This window comes from Candidatus Enterococcus willemsii, assembly GCF_009933335.1.
Classification (GTDB): Bacteria; Bacillota; Bacilli; order Lactobacillales; family Enterococcaceae; genus Enterococcus_F; species Enterococcus_F willemsii.
In genome coordinates this window covers 21,516-41,927 of the sequence record NZ_MAEL01000049.1, presented here as the reverse complement: position 1 = coordinate 41,927, position 20,412 = coordinate 21,516, and the positions used below count along the sequence as shown (strand labels likewise).

The 20,412-nt window shown below is 37.1% G+C and carries 15 protein-coding genes; 1 reads left to right on the top strand and 14 read right to left on the bottom strand.

The genetic code is table 11. The features are described 5' to 3' along the window. Positions 1-68: 68 nt before the first annotated feature. The 9 genes from nagB to BAU17_RS10245 form a co-directional block, all read right to left on the bottom strand. The gene (nagB, locus tag BAU17_RS10285) at positions 69-770 is read right to left on the bottom strand and encodes a glucosamine-6-phosphate deaminase (RefSeq protein ID WP_161902736.1); all 702 of its coding nucleotides are present in this window, start codon (positions 768-770) and stop codon (positions 69-71) included. A gap of 85 nt (positions 771-855) precedes the next feature. Further along, on the bottom strand, positions 856-2,001 hold the full coding sequence (locus BAU17_RS10280; protein ID WP_161902735.1) for a mannitol-1-phosphate 5-dehydrogenase: 1,146 nt from the start codon (positions 1,999-2,001) through the stop codon (positions 856-858). A 1-nt stretch (position 2,002) separates the two neighbouring features. Further along, positions 2,003-2,440 (bottom strand): PTS mannitol transporter subunit IIA, encoded by a 438-nt coding sequence (locus BAU17_RS10275; protein WP_161902734.1) that lies wholly within the window; start codon positions 2,438-2,440, stop codon positions 2,003-2,005. Beyond that, positions 2,440-4,515, bottom strand: a complete 2,076-nt coding sequence (locus tag BAU17_RS10270; RefSeq protein ID WP_237579116.1) for a BglG family transcription antiterminator — start codon at positions 4,513-4,515, stop codon at positions 2,440-2,442. Before BAU17_RS10270 ends, BAU17_RS10275 begins: the two co-directional genes overlap by 1 nt. A gap of 68 nt (positions 4,516-4,583) precedes the next feature. Then, positions 4,584-6,008, bottom strand: coding sequence for a PTS mannitol transporter subunit IIBC (locus BAU17_RS10265; protein WP_161902732.1), 1,425 nt, complete (start codon positions 6,006-6,008; stop codon positions 4,584-4,586). 212 nt (positions 6,009-6,220) lie between these two features. After that, positions 6,221-7,900, bottom strand: coding sequence for a ribonuclease J (locus tag BAU17_RS10260; RefSeq protein ID WP_161902731.1), 1,680 nt, complete (start codon positions 7,898-7,900; stop codon positions 6,221-6,223). Between the two features lie 270 nt (positions 7,901-8,170). Beyond that, entirely contained in the window at positions 8,171-9,397 is a 1,227-nt protein-coding gene (locus tag BAU17_RS10255) for a dicarboxylate/amino acid:cation symporter (RefSeq protein WP_161902730.1), read from the bottom strand. Between the two features lie 108 nt (positions 9,398-9,505). Beyond that, the gene (locus BAU17_RS10250) at positions 9,506-10,729 is read right to left on the bottom strand and encodes an amidohydrolase family protein (RefSeq protein WP_161902729.1); all 1,224 of its coding nucleotides are present in this window, start codon (positions 10,727-10,729) and stop codon (positions 9,506-9,508) included. A gap of 32 nt (positions 10,730-10,761) precedes the next feature. Next, on the bottom strand, positions 10,762-12,120 hold the full coding sequence (locus tag BAU17_RS10245; protein ID WP_161902728.1) for a citrate transporter: 1,359 nt from the start codon (positions 12,118-12,120) through the stop codon (positions 10,762-10,764). 415 nt (positions 12,121-12,535) lie between these two features. Between BAU17_RS10245 and BAU17_RS10240 the strand changes: the two genes are divergently transcribed. Next, positions 12,536-13,420 (top strand): fumarylacetoacetate hydrolase family protein, encoded by an 885-nt coding sequence (locus BAU17_RS10240; RefSeq protein ID WP_161902727.1) that lies wholly within the window; start codon positions 12,536-12,538, stop codon positions 13,418-13,420. Between the two features lie 37 nt (positions 13,421-13,457). Here the strand turns inward: BAU17_RS10240 and allB are convergent, their stop codons facing one another. The 5 genes from allB to allC all read right to left on the bottom strand — a co-directional run bounded on the left by allB (position 13,458) and on the right by allC (position 20,380). Beyond that, positions 13,458-14,822: an allantoinase AllB gene (gene allB, locus BAU17_RS10235; RefSeq protein ID WP_161902726.1), complete on the bottom strand. Its 1,365-nt coding sequence runs from the start codon at positions 14,820-14,822 to the stop codon at positions 13,458-13,460. 31 nt (positions 14,823-14,853) lie between these two features. After that, on the bottom strand, positions 14,854-16,311 hold the full coding sequence (gene allW / locus BAU17_RS10230) for an allantoin permease (RefSeq protein WP_202622316.1): 1,458 nt from the start codon (positions 16,309-16,311) through the stop codon (positions 14,854-14,856). 164 nt (positions 16,312-16,475) lie between these two features. Further along, positions 16,476-17,735 (bottom strand): MFS transporter, encoded by a 1,260-nt coding sequence (locus BAU17_RS10225; RefSeq protein WP_161902725.1) that lies wholly within the window; start codon positions 17,733-17,735, stop codon positions 16,476-16,478. Between the two features lie 22 nt (positions 17,736-17,757). Continuing rightward, positions 17,758-18,972, bottom strand: coding sequence for a pyridoxal-phosphate-dependent aminotransferase family protein (locus BAU17_RS10220; protein WP_161902724.1), 1,215 nt, complete (start codon positions 18,970-18,972; stop codon positions 17,758-17,760). Positions 18,973-19,150: 178 nt separating this feature from the next. Next, complete coding sequence (gene allC / locus BAU17_RS10215) at positions 19,151-20,380, bottom strand: allantoate deiminase (RefSeq protein WP_161902723.1); 1,230 nt, start codon at positions 20,378-20,380, stop codon at positions 19,151-19,153. Positions 20,381-20,412: the final 32 nt, after the last annotated feature.

Genomic DNA, 20,412 nt, shown 5'->3' with positions numbered 1-20,412 from the left:
TCAATGAGAATACAAAAAAACCTGTATCCCTACAAACTAGCGTTGCAGAGATACAGGTTTGCTATTTTTTATAATTTACTTGCTGCTTCTTCGTCAACAATCACGATAACATCATCATGGTTTTGTAACACACTTGCTGGTAAATCAGTCGTTGGTGCATCATTAATCATCCCTTTAATTGCATCTGCTTTTGCTTCGCCAAATGCCATTAATACGATTTTTTTACTTTGCATGATTGAACCAATTCCCATTGATACCGCACGAGTAGGTACATCTTCTACTTTATCAAAGTAGCGTTTGTTCGCATTGATTGTTGATTCTGTTAAATCAACGACTTGTGTTTTTACATCAAATGGTGTGCCTGGTTCGTTAAAACCAATATGGCCATTTTGACCAATCCCTAAGATTTGGATATCAATTGGATGTTGCTCGATAATTTCATCATAATGTTTGCATTCTGCTTCTAAATCTTCTGCTTTACCATTTGGCACATATGATTCTTTAAAAGGTTTTTCGTTGAAAAGGTGTTTGTTCATAAAGTAACGGTAGCTTTGTTCGTCGTCGCCGCTTAAGCCTACATATTCGTCTAAATTAATAGAAGTTTTATCAGAAAAATCTAAGTCACTTGCAACTAAATAGCTATACAATGTTTCAGGGGTACTTCCTGTTGCTAAACCAAATGTTGTAGCGCCTTTTGCAATACCTTCTTTAATAATTTCAAATGCTTTTTTTCCGCCTTCATCGGCATTTTTTACACGAATAATCTCCATGAAAAACTCTCCTTTGTATTTCATTTTTGGTATATGCCAATTTTACCACCCTTTTATTGGAAAAGCAAGAACCCTTCGAGTGAAATCACTTTATTTTTTTGTAAGCTGCTTCAATCTCGGCAATTAAGTCCTCATCCATCAATTTTGTTATTGATTGAATAACTTCTCGAACTGTTTTTTCTGTTAAAAGCTGTGTCAACTCAACGCTTTCTTGGTCATTCACATCTTGATAATGCAAAATCATCGCGACTACTTCTACTAAGTGTTGGTAAGAAAGCCCACGTTCCTTCGCTTCACGGATTGGACGAATAAACCGTTCATCAAAACCTAGCTTGCGAATCGGTGTCCTTGCAACGCGTGAAATATCATCGGAAATATATGGATTTTCAAAGCGATGAATGATTTTTTCTGTATATTGTACATGTGTTTGTCGATCAAATCCCCATTTTTCAATTAATAAATTACCGGTTTCTTGTAATACCTGCTTTAATTGACTCAATACTCGTTCATCAACAATTGCTTCACCAATTGTTTGATAACCATAAAAACTTCCTGTATAAGCCGTTGTCGCATGTCCAGTATTGACAGAAAACAGTTTTCGTTCAATATATGGTTCTAAGTCTTCTACGTACAACACGCCATTCAATTGTAACGTTTGATTTTTACACTGCGTTGCATCCACGACCCACTCACTAAAGGGTTCTACTGAAACAAACAAGGGATCTTCATGATGTTGGATAGGTACAATCCGATCGACTGCCGCATTTGGAAAGCCTACAAATGCTTCAACGTATGCCAAATCTTCTTTCGTTAGATATTCATTAACTTTCGAGAATAAAAATTGACTGCCACCAATCATATTTTCACACGCAATCACATCAAGGGGTGCTGTGATATCTGCAGCTCGACGTTTTTGAATCCCTTTGGCAATTAATTCCGCAATAAATGGCAAAATATTTGGTCCAATTGCAGTAGTTACTAAATCAGCATGAGAAATCGCAGCAATCACAGCTTCTGGTTCTGTTTGATTGTTTAGTCCATTGACATTCGATACGGTAATGCGTTCTTTTCCCTCGCTGGCTAATTCAATTTCATAGCTCTGTCTTTCTTTTAAGGCATCAATAAGCGTCGCATTGATATCAACAAAGTCGATGGAAAAATCATTGTTAAATAAAATCTCTCCGATAAAACCACGGCCGATATTTCCTGCACCAAAGTGAACAGCTTTCATCCTATTCGACCTCCTCAAGCAAGGAAATAATTTCTTCAACAGAAGAAGCACTCACTAATTTCACAACATTGTCCACATCAGAGCAGAAAATAGCAATTTTTTGTAAAATGTCTAAATGTTCATTATCCACACCCGCGATACCAAAGACGACCATTGCTAATTTTTCTTCCTCGTCTGTACTAAAATCGACTCCTTGCGGTACTTGGATAATCGAAATGCCACTTTTTTTCACGTATTTTTTGGCTTCATCGGTACCATGTGGAATGGCAATAAAATTCCCCATGTACGTCGAAACTAAATTATTTCTTTCAATCATTGCATCGATATACGCTTCTTCTACGCAGCCAGCTTCCACTAATAAACGGCCACTTTCACGAATTGCTTCTTCTTTAGTAGTAAATTCTTGGTTTAATAAAATCATATTTTTTTCTAATTGCATTATTTTTCCTCCTCTGCCTCTCTAATTTCATTCACAAAGAGAGAACTAATTAATTCATAAATAACTTCTTTGGTTTCATTTTGATAAATCTCCATATTCAAATCACTTTCAATAATGGACGCGCTAATTAAGCCTAGTAATTTTTCTTCTACCGGTGTCATTGGTTCAGGAGCGAGCATCAACAACACGCGTGAAAGTGCCATCGGCCGTTTGTCCATACCTAATACTGGAATAGGCGAAGTTAAGTCGAATATGCTAAAGTAAGGAGCTTTCACATAGGGATTAGAGCTATGAAACAAAGCTAAGTTCGTACCAGGAATCCCAATGGGCGCTGTTTGGTGTCGTCTTAACACGCGTTCACTCACTTTTAGGGCATCTTCAACAATGACGCCTTCCAATCCTTCCATAATTTGTTGAATCGTCGCTTCCAATGTTTTGTCTGTTTGAATGGACTTAATATCAAACTGTGTTAATAAGTCATTGCCGACTTTCATTAAGTCATAAACATAATCAAATGAACCTTCTGATTCTTTAGCAACAATGACAGGTTCTGCACTTTTAGACTCAAAACGTTTGTCTGCAATTTCTTGCTTTAATCGTTGAACTTCATCGTCTAATAACAACGGTGAAATCAATTTATATGGCAAAGTAAAATCTGGTAAGAAAATCGTTGAAAGGATTAAATCAAACTTTTTATAATCGACATGACTCATCTGCGAAATTTTAATGATTTGAATATGATCAATTTCAGGAATATATTTTCGTAAACGACTTTCTAAAATTTTTGCCGTACCAATTCCACTTGAGCATAAAACTAAGGTAGAAATAGCTTTTTTCGTAGGATGACGTTCAAGCGAAGCCGCAAAGTGAATTACGATATAAGCTAATTCATTCGTTGAAAACTGTTCATCTGGAAATTGGTTTGATAATGCTGACTGAATTGCCTGTGTCAATGCCTCGTATTGCACCACAATTTTGTCAAGTAAAGGGTTATTAGCTAATTGGACTAAATTATTCATCCGTTTAAATGCCGCTGACAAATGGGTCAATAAGTCATAGTACAAGACATCATCCACTCGAAAATCAATTTGCATTTCTTCAGATACAATACGAATCACTTCGCGCACTTGATAAGACAACGCCACATCAAAACTTTCTAAAAAGATATTTTGCGGTTTTTTGTAATTCACACCTTCTAACTGACGAGCAAAAAAGAGGTACTCTTCTTCCGGCATCACAACACCATGTTCCGTCACATTAGTCATAATTTGCTCAGCTAGTGCATAAATTTCAGCGGAAATTTGGCTCTTATTGAATGAATTGTTTAACAAATGATTGGTTTTAACCCGGTCAATCGATAAGGCTAAAATCGTAATCACTTGCTGAATTTGATTGTCTGTTACTTCTAAAAATAATTTATTGCGTTTATCTAAAATCACCGTCTTAGCAATATAAAACGCTTGTGGGGTGATTAATCGTAAGAAAAAATTAGTCGTCATCGCTTCTGTCATTGTTGCTGTAAGTGACGATAAATAATGAAAAAATTCATACTCACTCACACCGCTATAAATCGTATTTCCAAGAATTTGACGCCGCTCATATTCACCGCCTGTAATGATAATGCCTCGTGCTTTACGACGTTCTAAAGTTAACGAATAGTCTTTTAAACTTTCTTCCACCAGTTGTAAATCGTTATGAATCGTACTCGGACTGACGTCAAAATCAATTGCTAAGCCTTCAATTGTTTGTTCTTCATCGGCTAATAGAAGATTAGAGGCCAACGCACTTTGACGATGGACATTGTCTATAGGCATTTGCTTATCTTTTTGGATAACTTGTTTTATATCTGCAATTTTCTTCGCCTCACCAACGAGTTGGTACCCTTTACCGCGCGGTTTCACAATTTGAATTTCTAATGGTTTCAAGCTTTTTTCAATACTTGATATTTCACGATACAGTGTCCGTTTACTGATTTGCAGTTGCGTTTGTAACTCTTGTGGAGTAATCCCTTCTGTATATTCCACTAATAGCTTTAAAATTTGTTTTTCCCGATTAGAGAAATACAAGTTATTCACCTCCTAAAAATGACGAAAAGCAGTTTATGTTTCACTGCTTTTCGCCCTAATTGTGCTAACGAAATGTATTAGCTTGATTGTTCTTTCATTCGATTAACTACTTCTTCATAACGAGGGCTATTCATAAAGTTTTCAACGGTCACAAAATCTGCCGACGGTGCTTTTTGTTTGGCACGTTCGTATAACTCTACTTGAGTGACAATTAGCGTATTTGACTCATCTTTTAAATTATTAATTGCCGAGTTACTTACTGGTATCTCTACACCTGCTTTTTTAATCATGTTTCGTAAAACAGATGCTCCCATCGCACTAGATCCCATACCGGCATCACAAGCAAAAATGATTTTATCGATTTTCTTATCTACTGTTGGTACAACAACTGTTTCCTCAACAGCAACCGCTTGTCCTTTACTTTCAGCTTTAGCTGAAGCTACCGCTGCTTGGGATGCAGCAAATTCGTCTTCAGTCGAACGGTCAGCTTTTAAGATAACCATTGAAATAAGGAATGAGACTACTGCTGCAACGACTACCCCAGCAATCACAGGAAGTGAGCCACCTTTAGGAGCCATTCCCAAAATCGCGATAATTGATCCCGGTGAAGCAGCGGCTTGTAAACCAGCATCCAATAATTGGAATGTGAACGTTCCTGAAATTCCTCCACCAATCACCGCTAAAAACAGGAGCGGTTTCATCATGACATATGGGAAGTAAATTTCATGAATCCCGCCTAAAAATTGAATAATCACTGCACCTGGAGCCGAAGATTTAGCAGCGCCTTTACCAAAGAACATGTAAGCTAATAGCAGACCAACACCTGGGCCAGGATTAGCTTCTAATAAGAATAGAATGGACTTACCTGTTTCAAGTGATTGTTCCGTTCCTAACGGTGTCAAAATACCGTGATTAATCGCATTATTTAAGAACAGGATTTTAGCTGGTTCAATGAAGATATTTGCTAATGGTAGTAAGCTAGCATTCACAATGGCTTCTACACCATTGCCCATCATCGTTGTTAATGAACTTACAACTGGGCCAATACCATAAAATCCTAAAATAGCTAAAGCAAAACCAATCAAACCAGAAGAAAAGTTATTAACTAACATTTCAAAACCTGCACGAATTTTATCTGAGAATAATTCATCAAATTTCTTTATACACCAGCCACCGATTGGACCCATAATCATTGCCCCAATAAACATTGGAACTTCTGATCCAACGATTACCCCCATCGTTGCAATCGCTCCGACAACTGCTCCTCGTTGACCATGAACCATGCTACCGCCTGTATACCCTATCAATAATGGCAATAAATACGTAATCATTGGGCTAACCATTGATGCTAATTGTTCATTAGGTAACCAACCTGTCTCAATAAATAAAGCTGTAATAACACCCCATGCAATAAAAGCACCGATATTCGGCATAACCATGCCACTCAAATAGCTACCAAAACGCTGAACTTTGGCTTTTATTCCTTTTTTCTCTTCTGCCATGTCCTTTTCTCCTCCCAATAAATAAAATGTTTGTCTTTACATACTTAGTCTAATTCAAAATGATAGGGTTTTCAATCACTTCTACATAGAGCTTTGGCACACTTCTTTGTGCCAATACTGTATGTGAAAAATAACACTGCACACCAATAAACTCTGAGTAAAACAAAAAAACAGCCTATAACCATACTCGGTTATAGGCTGCTTCGCTTTCTTTATCTTTTTCTATTTCGTTGGCTTGCTTCCATAATCACTGGCAAAATAACTGGACGTCGTTTTGTTTGTTCAAATAGGTAACGACTTAACTGATCGCGAATATCTTGCTTCAATTTACCCCATTCGAAATCAGGTTCATTTAGATGTTTGTCTACGATTTGTTCCACCATTTCGCCACCTTCACGAATCAAATCTCGGCTAGCCTTGACATAAACAAAACCTCTTGATGTAATTTGTGGTTTCGAAACAATTCGTTTTTCACGCCGATTAATCGTTACAACGGCAACAAATATCCCATCTTCTGATAAAACTTTACGATCTCTTAAGACGATATTTCCAATGTCACCGACACCAATACCATCGACCATCACATTTTCCGCAGGCACACTACCAGCTGAAACAAGTTCACCTTTTGTATATTCTAAAACATCCCCACGAGCTGTAATAAAAATATGGTTTAACGGAATGCCCACTTCTTGTGCTAATTTAGCATGTGCTGCTAATAAGCGATACTCCCCTTGAACTGGTAAGAAGTATTTAGGTTTCATAAAGTTTAACATCAGCTGCAAATCATTCGGACTTGCATGACCAGAAACGCGCAAATTATCTGAGATACTCTTAACAGTTGCACCCGTACGATAAATAATATCCTCAGTCTTCGCAACAAAAGTTTCCATCGCAATCGTTGGAGTGGTTGTAATGTAAACCAAATCTCCTTCTTTGATTTTCAGCGTCCGATGAGCGCCACTGGCCATACGTTGCAAAGCTTTGATTGGCTCACCCATACGACCAGTTTCTAAGATTACAATTTGGCTATCGTCATACTTACTCATTTCTTTTTGTGTAATTAAAATATGCTCATCAGGAAGTTTAATTTTATTCAATTTCATCGCAGTACGAATAATTTTACCAAAGTCTTGTCCGGTTAAAACGACTTTACGATCCGCACGATGGGCAGCTTCAATCACTTGTTGAACACGTTGTAAATTACTTGCCACGCAAGCAACAATAATGCGACCTTCCCAATAACGAATAGTATCAGCTACTTCATCAGCAATTTGAGCTTCTGAAGCCACTGTTGCTGCATTTTCAGCATTACTTGATGTACTTAATAAGGCTAAGACACCTTCTTTACCAATTTCAGCTAAACGAGCAAAGTCTGTTTGATACATTGGAATAGCTGCTTGATCAAACTTGAAATCGCCTGTATAAACAATATTTCCTTCAGGTGTATTCAAACAAATTCCGACAGAGTCAGGAATCGTGTGTGTCGTTGAAAAGAAGCTAACAGTTGTGCCTTCAAAATCAATCTCAGAATGCACATCAATCACATGGAATTCTTTAAATTTCTTTGTTGGCTCATAACGATGTACCGCCATTTTTGCTAATTCAATTGTCAGCTGTGTACCAAATACTGGGACTTGGATTTTTTCCAAAAAGTACGGTAATGCACCGATTGCATCTGCGTGACCGTGCGTTAAAAAGACCCCTGCGACTCTCTCAGCATTTTCTTCTAAATACGAAAAATCAGGAATAACTGTATCGATTCCTAATAACTCATTTTCTGGATAGCGTAGACCACAATCTAACACAAATATATCCTCTTCCACTTCAGCAATGTACAAGTTTTTTCCATTTTCTCGCACACCACTAAGTGGGATAATTTTGATTTTACTCAAAATTTTCACCTCTCAATTAATTATTTACTACTCTTTAATAAGTATGTATATTCGACATTTATAAAACATCCAATGATTTTTTAATACAGGGATTAAACCATATGCTTGATAAAAATCATGATCTGTTTTCCTCTATCTTCTATTTTCCCTAAAAGATTCTAATCTAGTATACCATAATTTACGAAACAAATAAGTATTCCCGTTTAAAACTCTGTGTTGTTTATAAAAAAAGCTAGCTTCTATATGTAGAAACTAGCTAATGGTCTTATTTTATGCGTTTTTTCTACCGTTAAAAATGTCATAGTCAATTTCATTGACTGATTTTGCTACTACAATAGCAGAATAAACATCGGAGTTAACATTCAAGATAGTCCGTAACATGCCAACAAACCATTCGACTCCTGCAAAAATCGCAATACTCTCAATCGGCAAGCCCATTTGCGGCACAATAATTGCCAGAGAAACAAGACCTGCACCCGGAACAACTGCATTCGCTAATGAAATAATTGTTGCTGCCACAGCGACATAAGCAATTTGTGCCAAACTAAAATCAATTTGATACATTTGCGAAATAGTCATTACCGTTATCGCCATATGCATCGCTGAACCGTTACTATTTAAGGACATGCCCAACGGTAAAACCAAATTAGTAATCCGTTGGCTGACACCTAATTTTGTTTGGGTTTCTTCCATTGCTGTAGGCAGTGTAATTGCTGAAGACGTAGTTGCCAATGCCATGACAGACATATTTTTCATGTTTTTGATTAATCGAATTGGACTTACCCTTACGTAGACCGAAATTAGGGTAATCCATAGTCCTAAGAATAAAACAGTTGCTAAAGCATAGACGCCTAAATAAGATAACAACGAACCAATAATATCTAATCCTAAATTACTAATTGTTGAGGCAATTAGTGCAAAAATGCCTAGTGGTGCAATAATCATAACATATCGAATAATCATGATAATTACATCATTAAAATCTACAATTACCTTACCTAGAGGTGACTCTGGATGAGTACTCATAAATTTGTTTAGCGCCACACCAAAGAATAAGGCAAAAACAATAATTTGCACAATCGTACCACTTGATAATGCATCAAAGATATTTGTTGGTACAAAACCTAAAAAGGTTTCTGTAAATGAAATTTCTTTCGCTTCCACAGCTACCTCACTAGCTGCTGATAAATCAGTCCCTGCACCTGCTTTGAATACAATTGCCATTAAAATTCCCCAAACAGCAGCCAAGAAGGAAGACAAGCCAAAAACAACAATTGTTCGTCCGCCTAAGCTTGTTAATTCTTTTGTTTCAATGCTTGAGACAGCTTGAATAATTTGCCCCAAAATCAGCACTGGAATTGCCATCTGCATCAATCGCAAAAATAAGTCCCCAATAATTTTTAAATGTTGCCCAACAATTGGGAAGACTGCTCCCAATAAAATTCCTAACACAACCGCAATTACGATTTGTGTGGTCATTGACACTTTCTTAGTCATGATTTCTCCTTTTCTTCTAATTTTCTACGACAATATATTTCTAATAAGATTATATCCTAAAAAAAAGCCGAGTGAACTATAATTGCTCATAGGTCACTCGGATAGCTGTTAGCGATGAATTGTTACTTCTTTCGTTGTTTCCACCGTTACGCGGCCATTTTTAATGACAAACAAGCGAGTTGGAATATCAATAATTGCCTGTTCCACCACTTTTGTATCTAACAAGACGACATCCGCTTGATTTCCTTCTGCAATTCCATAGTTCTTCAAACCAATCGCACGTGCTGGATTTGTCGTAATCATCGGTAAAACCGTACCTAAGTCATCGGCACCACCTAAGTGTGCTACTGGAATTGCCAACATAGCAGTTTGTAAAATATCCCCATTTCCATATGGTGTAAAAGCATTGCGAATATTATTCGTTGCAATACACATATTGACACCACCGTCACGTAATTTACGAATTGGTGTAACTGCACGGCGTACATTATATTCATCCGAACGAGCACCTAAGTGCAAGTCAGTAGCTGGTAACGCCATGACATTAATATCCGCTTCTGCCATTAACTCAATAATGCGAGCTAATTCTTCCGGCGGTAACGCATGTAATGCTGTCAAATGCCCAACAGATACACGACCTTGATAGCCTTCTGCAATGGTTTTTTTACAAAGATATTCAATACTCATATTATCAGCTTCATTCGCAAAATCTTGGTGTAAATCAACATCTTTGCCGTATTTTTTAGCAATTTCAAAGACTAAATCGATATGTTCATTTGCTGGTGCATCATTGTAAGGAATACCTCCTACAACATCTGCACCCATTTCCATCGCTTGGTACATCATTTCTTCCGTTCCAGGTGCTTTAAAAATACCTTCTTGCGGGAATGCAACCACTTGGATATCAACTAAATCTTTGTACTCTTCCTTCAATTTCAAAATTACTTCAAAACCAGTAAATCCTTGGGCTGGATCAAATTCAGAATGGGTCCGAATTGCTGTTACACCATTTGGAATAATCATATCTAGCACACGTTTTGCACGATCATAAACATCTTCGCTTGTAAACGTTGGTTTCAATTCAGCAGTTACTTTAATTGCTTCTTGAAGCGTTCCTGATTTATTCGGTTTACGATCAGCGATTAATGCTTTGTCTAAATGAATGTGACTTTCCACAAAACCTGGGATCAAGACACGACCATCGGCTTCGATCACACGAGTAGCTGATTCCTCAATATGCTCAGCGATTTGAACAATTTTTCCATCATTAATGGCGATGTCTTTTAACGAATCACCATCTGCAATTCGTGCTTGTTTAATTAATAAATCCATAGTTATTTTCCTCTCCTTTAACCTTTTTCAACCTAAGCAAAAATGAACGATACAATCAATAGAATAACTGAAGCAAGACTAATCCATTTTACGTTACCTTTTACAATATCAAGAATTGGTAACTGGAATCCTGAAGACAAAGCTTGCATTGTAATATTTACAAAACTCATTTGACTTCCCAAACCAACACCAATCGTTACAAAGCCTAGAGCAACTGGTGAAAATCCTAACGATACTGCGACTGGTAAAACCAATGTTAATACCGAACCAACGTATGCTCCCGCAGGAATTCCAATTAAAATACCCGTCAATACCGCAACCGGTACGACAATAGCTGTCGGCGCAGCATTTGCCAAACCAGCAATTACCGCAAATGTTCCAGTTTGAGCAATGACATTAATAAATGCCAAGAAAATTCCGACTTGGAATAAACGTGTTAAAATATAAGTCGAACCATCAACCATAGCTTCAACTGATTGATTCATATTGAATTTAGTACAAATGAAAATCAACGCTAGCGTAACAATCATATACGTTAATGGAGTAAACATCACAATCCCTGTCACATCATTCACTAAAGGTCCAAAGATGACGGCAAATAATAAGAAAATAGCAGGTAAGGTAATTTTGAATAATTGACCATTACTCATCGTGCCATACTCATCATTTTCCTCTTCTTTAAAACCAATGTTTCGGCGCTTTGTTCCCCAAAAAGCTAAGACAATGGCTAAAACAACAAATGCTAACCAGTAAGGACGCATTGTTGCTACATAATCACTAACCTCTAAATTTCCTAGTTTAGAAACAATACTTGATTCTAAAGAAGCTGGTGAAGTCGTAAAGGATACTGCTGCAGCTAAAGACATTGCTGCAATCAATTCAGGTACCACGCCTACTGCCGCAAAAGCTAACGGAGCAATAACCATCGCACTTCCGCCACCAATTCCTGACATATACGTTGCTGCGGCTAATAAGACCACGATAAACGCTGAAACCCATTCAACTTTTCCTTTGGTTCCACGTTTAGCCAACGTCAAGGCCGCTGAATAACCACCCGACTTAAATACAGCCATCGCTACTGCTGAATTAATAATTGGCACTGTAATGCTTAACATGGTTGGAATTGTTTCTAGCAACTGCTTATTTGCTTCTGCTAAACCAACCCCACCAATAATCATTGCTAGCACACCACCGGCCAATCCGGCGATAATCATATCTACTTTTAAGAACAATAAAGTTAACACGACAATTAAAGGAACAATTGTTAAGACAGCCATAAAACCAGTTGGTGCGGCAATTTTGTCAATTGTATCTGCCCAGGTAACTGTCGGAAAAAGAATACCTAGTACAATAACCGTGAGAATAAAACCTAATTTTTTAGGTACTTTCATTAGAAACACTCCTTTTTGAGTTATATTTTATAATTACTTTGTGAAATGCCATAAAAAAATAATTGCTTTGTAACATTAAACGATCATTTTAAAATAACGCTATCAAAATATCCTCCCTTCTTTACTCATTTGTTACTCTTATTTTAATCGTTGTTGTTTGCGTTTTCATTGGATAAAGTGCTAAAACAACTGGCTATTTTTTATCCAAAAAGCGAATTTCTATTTAAAACAAACACTAAGAAAACACAAAACAATAACAATTATACACAATTCTAAACTAGGGATATATATTTTTGCTCATAAATTGATTATGAACATACTATAAAAATATTACATCTTTAATTAAAGAAAGCGTTCCCTATTGTTTGTTCTTACAAAACACGTTATGATAAACAAAAAAAGAGGAGGTTTATCTATGCGTCTGTCAACTATCATTGATAATAACCAAGAATACCCTGTGATTGTCGTCAAGCAAGGTGTTGTTCCTTTGACTGCCTTAACGGATCGAATTGGTGCTATCTACCAAGAAAATTTACTAACGTTAATTAAAGAAGCACGAATTTTGCCTTTAAGAGATTGGTTCCTCGAAGAACACAATTGGTTGAATACACAAACAGATTTGATTTTACCGTTTGACAACATCACCTATGGTCCTTTGTATCGTCATCCGAATCAAATTTTTGGGATTGGTGTAAATTATATGGGCCAAGCAAGTGCGCTAGCTACCGAAATCCCCACTGATTTTCCAAGTAGCTTTTTCAAACCAGCAAATACAATTATTGGCAATAATGATTCTATCGTGCTACCAAAACTATCAGCTGAACCGTTAACGACTGGTGAAGCTGAATTGGCAGTTATTTTAGGTACTGAAGCCAAAAATATTGACGAAGAAAATTGGCAAGATTATATTGTTGGCTATACTACAGCACTAGATATGACTGAAAAATCCATTCTACTACGTAATCCGCGCTTTATGGCAATTGCCAAATCATTTGACACCTTCTTTAGTTTTGGACCGCAATTAGTGACACCTGATGAAGTTCCTGATGTTTCTGCATTAACTGTTCATACTATTTTGAACGGAAAAGAGCTAGGACGAGATACCGTCAATCACATGGCTTTTTCACCCGCACGCCAACTTGCCTTAATTAGTCAAATCCAAGGCTGGCAAGCCGGAGATGTCTTAATGACTGGAACACCCGCTTCTACGCCTTTACAAATAGGCGATACCATTGAATGTCAAATCACTGGTCCTAATAACTTTTCTTTTGAACCATTGAAGAATCCTGTCAAAGCATAGAAAAAAAGCGTTGTACAATGCACAACGCTTTTTTCGATTATTTTTTGATGAACTTACCTGAAAATTCACTTGTCACGCCTGTCTCTTGACTATAAACAACCTCTCCACGTAATATTGTTTGAACAACTTGTGCTCCAATCTCACGTCCAATATACGGACTAATTGGGTTACGATATTCTAAATCTTCTACTTTTAACGTGTATGGAGCATTTGGTTTAATTAAGACAAAGTCTGCGTCTTTGCCAATACTAATCCGGCCTTTTTGCGTTAAATTATAACGATCAGCTGGATTTTTAGCAATGATATCTGCAAATTGCGTCAAACTCATCCCGCGTTTTTGTACCCCTTCATCAAATAAAACATCCACATTGTTTTGAACACCAGAAATACCACCCCAAGCATCAAATGCATTGTCTGTATCTTTCAAATCTGGTGTACAAGGTGAATGATCTGATGTCACAAAAGCAATTTCATTGTTCAATAATTTCTCCCATAAACCGTCTTGCGCTTTTTTATCACGAATTGGTGGTGAACATTTTACGACTGGTCCAATAGCATCTAGCTCGTCTGTTTCAAAGTATAGATAATGCGTACACGTTTCACACGTGACATCAACACCTTCTTCACGCGCTTTGGTTACTTCATCTACACCTTCAGGACAAGCGACATGGCAGATATGAATGCGACAACCTGTTTCTTTTGCTAATAAAATCGCCCGACGAATTGGCTCAACTTCGGTAAAGACAGGACGTGTTGCGACATAAGCTTTTAAGGTTGTCTCCCCATTTTTATAAGCAATTTCACCTAAACGATCGGTAATTGCTGCATTTTCGGCATGAATTGCTAAGACTTTTCCAGTTTTAGCAATTTGTTTCATCCCTTCATATAAAGAATAATCATCCACATTCATAAAGTCTTCTGAAATAGCACGATCCCCACAAGTTGCCATAAAGCATTTATACGCAGCCACGCCACCGTCATTTAATTCCTGAATACCACCATCTAAATTAAATGGAACTAGACCGCCGAATGAAGCAACGTCTGCTTTTAATTTATTTTTTCCTGCATTGTATTTGACTTGTAAAGAATCACCGTCAAATGTTGCTGGAATTTGATTTAAAGGCATTTCCATAAAAGAAGTTACGCCACCTTTGGCACATGCGGCCGTTCCAGTAATGTATCCTTCCCATTCATCACGATAACCGCCTCCTGGATCAGTGATGTGTACATGAGCATCCAACATTCCCGGACTCACGATTAATCCTTTCGCATCGATTTCTTTGTCGCCAACCAATCCATCACCAATTGCTGCAATCAAACCATCTTTCACAGCAACATCTGTCTGGACTTCGCCACCTTCTAAAATAACTAAACCGTTCTTAATGACTAAATCATAACTCATACTTGCTTCCCTCCAATTATAATTATCTCTTCTATTTAGAAGATTTTTTTGGTAAAAGTAAATAAATAGTAAACGCTGATCCAAAACCAACTAACCACGAAATATCCGAAATAGCTTTTAAAGCTGGAATAAATTGTCCGCTTAAGGACAAGATAAGTCCCACGATAGTCGCGATATATGCCGATTGGTTGATTCCTTTGTAAATATTCTTTGTATTCTTGTTGCTAGTGTCCATATACAAGTCATTCAAGTTAATCTCTTGTTTTTTAACAAAATAGAAACTAGCGATCATCACACCAGCAACCGGTCCCAAAACAGCACCAATCGTATTCAAAAAGATAAAAATACTATCCGAATTTTCCATCAACTTCCATGGCATAATAAGGAAACTAATCATGCTGGCAATCAATACGCCTTTTTGGTAATTTATTTTTTTAGGGAACAACGCGGTTAATTGATAAGCTGCTGGGATAATATTCCCTGTTGCATTCGTCGATACCGTCGTTAATAGAAAAACAGACATCGTAATAATAATGGCTGGAGTATTGTCCCATCGCTCAATAATATTCAATACATTCCATTCTTGAATGCCATAATGGATCGAACCACCAATTAAAATCACTACACTGAAAATCGCAAAAATAATATATCCAACTACTAAACTAGCAGTCTGTCCAATAACTTGGTCTCTTGTCGATTTAGCATTTTGAGTAAAATCTGACACACTTGCGCCAGGAGCCGCCCAAACAGCTAATACTGAATTAATCACCATTAAATAACCAAAGATAATTGGTACGTTTTGGGTTGCCCCCACGGTATCATAAGTCAATATTTCACTAATATCTCCACTGACGCGAAACGCCCAAATCGCCATTCCTCCAAAGACGATATAAATTAACGGACTTAAAACAGCTGTAAAACGATTTAAAATTTTGCCACCACCAAAACCAATCAATACATTAATTGCCCAAAAAATAGTAAATGCAATCAAACCTGGGATGCTAATCCCCAAAAGCGTTGTATCACCACCGATTGTTAAAAATTGTGGCCAAATTTTACCAATTAAAATAAGTAACGCTAATGAACCGGTAAAGTTTTGTAACCCAAACCACGCAATTGCCGCCACACAACCTCTTAAAAAACCTGGTAATTTAGCTCCGACATCCCCATACGTTGAACGTAAATGCAATGCAAACGGGATACCATATTTCGAACCTGCTTTGCCATTAATTGTCATAAATGCTGCAACAACAATCGAGCTGATAATCAGAGCAACCATGACATTCAAAGGAGACAATCCTAAAAATAAAAATCCACCAACTGCTGTATAATTTGGAATATTATGAACTGATCCCATCCACAACGTAAAATAATTTTTCCAGCCCATGTCTCTTTTTTCAAACGGCTTTGGCAACAAATCTTGATTATATCCTCGTTTTTCTAAGATAGCCAATTCTTCTGGTGTCATTTGATAATCTGTTTTTTCCAAGCATACCTTCCTCCTTTATTAATATCTACCTATAGTGTAACCGCTTTTAACAAATTCGTCATTCTTCACACTAAAAAAAATTAAATTTCATTCGTTTTTTTACAATAGATAAAATCAAAAAAAGAAATGAGAGGTACTCTTTACCTCTCATTTCTCTCTATTCATTAAGCTTTTTTCGCTTGTTTCATATTAGAAAGTAAGAACAATACGGTTCCGACAACTAACAAAACAACTGAAATATAAAAACCCATTTCTTTTGAACCCGTCATATCTGAGATTTTACCTGTTAGACTTGGCGCAATAACCGAAGACATCATACCAAAGAAGTTAAATACACCTAGTGTCGTACCAACTCCAACTTTTGGTGCATTTTCTCCTAACCAAGAAATAATAATTGGTTCTACTGCTAATTTTCCTAGGAATCCGTATAAAATTAGAGCGATTAATAAGAATACTTGGTTCGTTGCTTGAACAGTAATCAATAGCATCGCAGCTGCTAATAATTCTAATACCACGATAAATTGAATTTTTTTATTCATGTATTTATCAGCTAAGCGACTAAAGAATAGTGCACCTGGAATTGAAGCAAAGGCAACTAACGAAGCAGAAAATCCAATCGCTACTCCTTCAAATCCACGTTCTGTTCCTAAAAAGTTTGGTAACCAAGTAACCGTCATATAGTATGCATAACAAGTTGCAAAGTATAAGACATACGTAAATAACATTTTTGGTGCAAACAACTTAGCTGGTGAAATTGTTGGCTTCGATTCTTCTGTTGATACCGCAGCTTTCGCTTTTGCTTCTTCTCGTTCAATAAAAGCTACATCATCTTTATTCGAACGAATAATTAATGCAAAAGCAATCAACATACATACAGTTAACGCTGCTGAGATATACATCATTGTCTGCCAAGGCATTTTCATTTGAACAACGATGAAACTTGATAAAATTAAACCAAAGCCTGAACCTACCGCCGAACCGCTATTAACAATAGCTGTAGAAAAACTTCTTTTATCTGCTGGAATATTTTGTGATGTCAATGAATAGGCCGAACCATAGAAAGAACCACAACCAATTCCTGCTAAAAAGCTTCCAACATAAATCATTGAAATATTAGCTGCCTGCGAGATTAATAATGCTGCTAGAGCAAATAAAATAAATCCAGGAATCAATACGCGCTTCTTCCCAATCTTATCTACCAAATATCCCGCTGGAATTTGCATAATCACATACCCCAAGAAATAGAAACTAGAAATTGAACCCAAAGCGGCATCCGAAATGTTCCCCCCTAAAGATTCATTAATTTGTGGAAATACCGGTGATAGAGCCGAGCGATAAATCCAAATTGTTACCCATCCTGAACATAACAAGATGATAATTTTCTTCCAATATTCCATACCGGAGTTTACTTGTTTTTTCTCCATTCTTTCCCTCCATAACTACCCATTAATTACTTCTTTTATATACATTTAAAGCGGCTTTGACTGCTGCTCCTTGATTGATTGGTGCATCATAGTAAATCAAAGCAGCTTCTAATGCTGCTAATACATGTAGGACATTTTCATGACGACTGCTATAACCCATATTACCAATACGCCATACTTTTCCTTTTAAATCCCCAAAGGAAGATGCAATTTCGACACCAAATTGCTCTAATAGCAATTCACGAATGGCTTCACCATCCACACCTTCAGGAATCATTACTGGCGTAACTGTTGGCATTTTTGTTTCTAAATCACCATAAAATCCTAAACCCATGGCTTTAATTCCTGCCACAATCGCTTCATCATTTTGTGCGTGACGAGCAAAAACATTTTCCATGCCTTCATTGATAATCGAACGTAATCCTTCATGCAAACCATAAATCATGTTGGTTGCTTCGGTATGGTGATTAATTCGTTCATCACTCCAGTAACGTTGTAATTGACTTAAATCAAGATAGTTACTTGCAATGTGATTTTCATTACGATCATCTTTACTTAAACCTAATTCTTTTTGGTAACGCGCATCTAACACAGCTTCAACACGGTCATTGTAAGTGACCAATGCCAACCCAGATGGTACGCTAATACATTTTTGAGTACCAGCAACGGCAATATCGACACACCATTCATCCACATGAATTGGCACACCCCCATACGTTGCAACCATATCGACCATAAAGAAGACATCATTTTCACGACAGAATGGACCAATCTTATCAATCGCTTGCATTTGACCGTTGGCTGTCTCACCATGAATCATGGCAACAACTTTTGGTTGAAATTCTTTAATCGCTTCAATAACATCCTCTTGATCGAAAGTTCCTGTCCAATCTTTTTCAAGATACTTAATCTCTGCTTTTGCGCGTTCACAAATTTCACCTAATAAGTAAGCAAAGCGTCCGTAAGCTGGAATTAATACTTTATCTCCCGGTTCAATTAAGGCAATTAATGCTGCTTCTAAACCTGAACGAGACGTCCCATCTACTGCAAAAGCTTGCTTATTTTTTGTCCCAAATGGAATTTTAATCATTTCTTTGACATTGTTCATAATTGTTAGAAAAGCTGGATCAAACTGTCCTAACATTCTGGAACTCATTGCTTGCAAAGCGACAGGATTTGATTCAACTGGCCCTGGTGTCATAATTGTTCTACTTGGTATTACTAATTCATTAAACATAAAAATTACCCCTTCTTATTTCCTATTATAATTTTATTCTTTTCTAGCACATAATACAAATATTTTTTGATTATTTTTAAAATAAAAACAATTCTAAAAAATACTTACTTTTCTTATAATTAACGCTATATTAGGTTAAGATAACCTCTAGAATAAGGTTGATATTCCAGACTCTCCTCTATTCTTTATACGCTAATTCATACAATGCTTTTGCTAAGACTTTCACACCTGCAACTAAATCTTCTTCCTTGGTTGCTTCCGCTGGATTATGACTGATCCCCTTGATACTTGGCACAAAAATCATTGCCGATGGATAATGGGGCGCAATAATTTGTGAGTCATGTCCCGCACCACTATGCATTACTTTGTAGTCCATGTTTTCTGCTTGCGCTGCTTTTTCTACCGTTGCTACAATCGCTTCATCCATTGGTACTGGGGCTTCATCCATCCATAAATCAATCTCAATCGATAGACCATGTTGTTCGGCAATTGCTTTCATCAACGCTTCCGCTTCTTCGGTGAAATGCTTTAACACCTCTTGGTCAGTATGACGACAATCCATCGTGAATAAGACTTCTCCCGGAACGACGTTAACCGTATTCGGTTTTGGCTCCACCTTTCCAAAGGTCACTACAAGCGGATCTCCGACGACCAATGCGCGGTCAATGATTTCTCCACAAATCTTAGAAAAACCGTATACAGCGTCCTTACGATAGCCCATAGGGGTCGTTCCAGCATGATTCGCTTCACCTTTTAAGACAATGGTGTACCGTCGTTGACCAGCAATATTATTCACCACCCCAATTTGTAACGCTTCATTTTCTAACACATTGCCTTGTTCAATATGAATTTCTACAAACGCTTTGATATCGTCACGTTTTTCTGTTGCTTCCTTACGGAAATCAAATCCTTGGCGATGCATTTCATCGACAAATTTTTTCCCTTCAAAATCACTAATCCCTTCGATATCTTCACGCTTTGCTTCGCACACAAAATTTTTACTTCCCCAGAAAACGGTTGGGAAACGACTACCTTCTTCTTCAGCCATTGAAATCACTTCTAAAGAACGTAATGGTTTGCCATAAGTTTCTAATAAGTATTGAATCGCTACATAGGCTGCAATCACACCAAATTGTCCATCTAAATTTCCACCATTCACAACTGTATCAATATGTGAACCAGATAAGATGGTTTCTTCTGGGTATTTTGTTCCTTCTACACGACCAAATAAATTTCCTACTTCATCAAATGCAGCTGTTAGTCCTGCATTGGTTAATTGTGTTTCTACAAATTTTTGCGCTTCTAACCAAGAATCAGTATACAAAAGGCGTGTCATTCCGCCAGTTGGGTCGCTGCCAATCGCTGATAGGTTGGCAATATTATCGGCTAATACTTTCTCTAAATCCATAACATTCAACATCTCCTTTAATTTTACTCTAA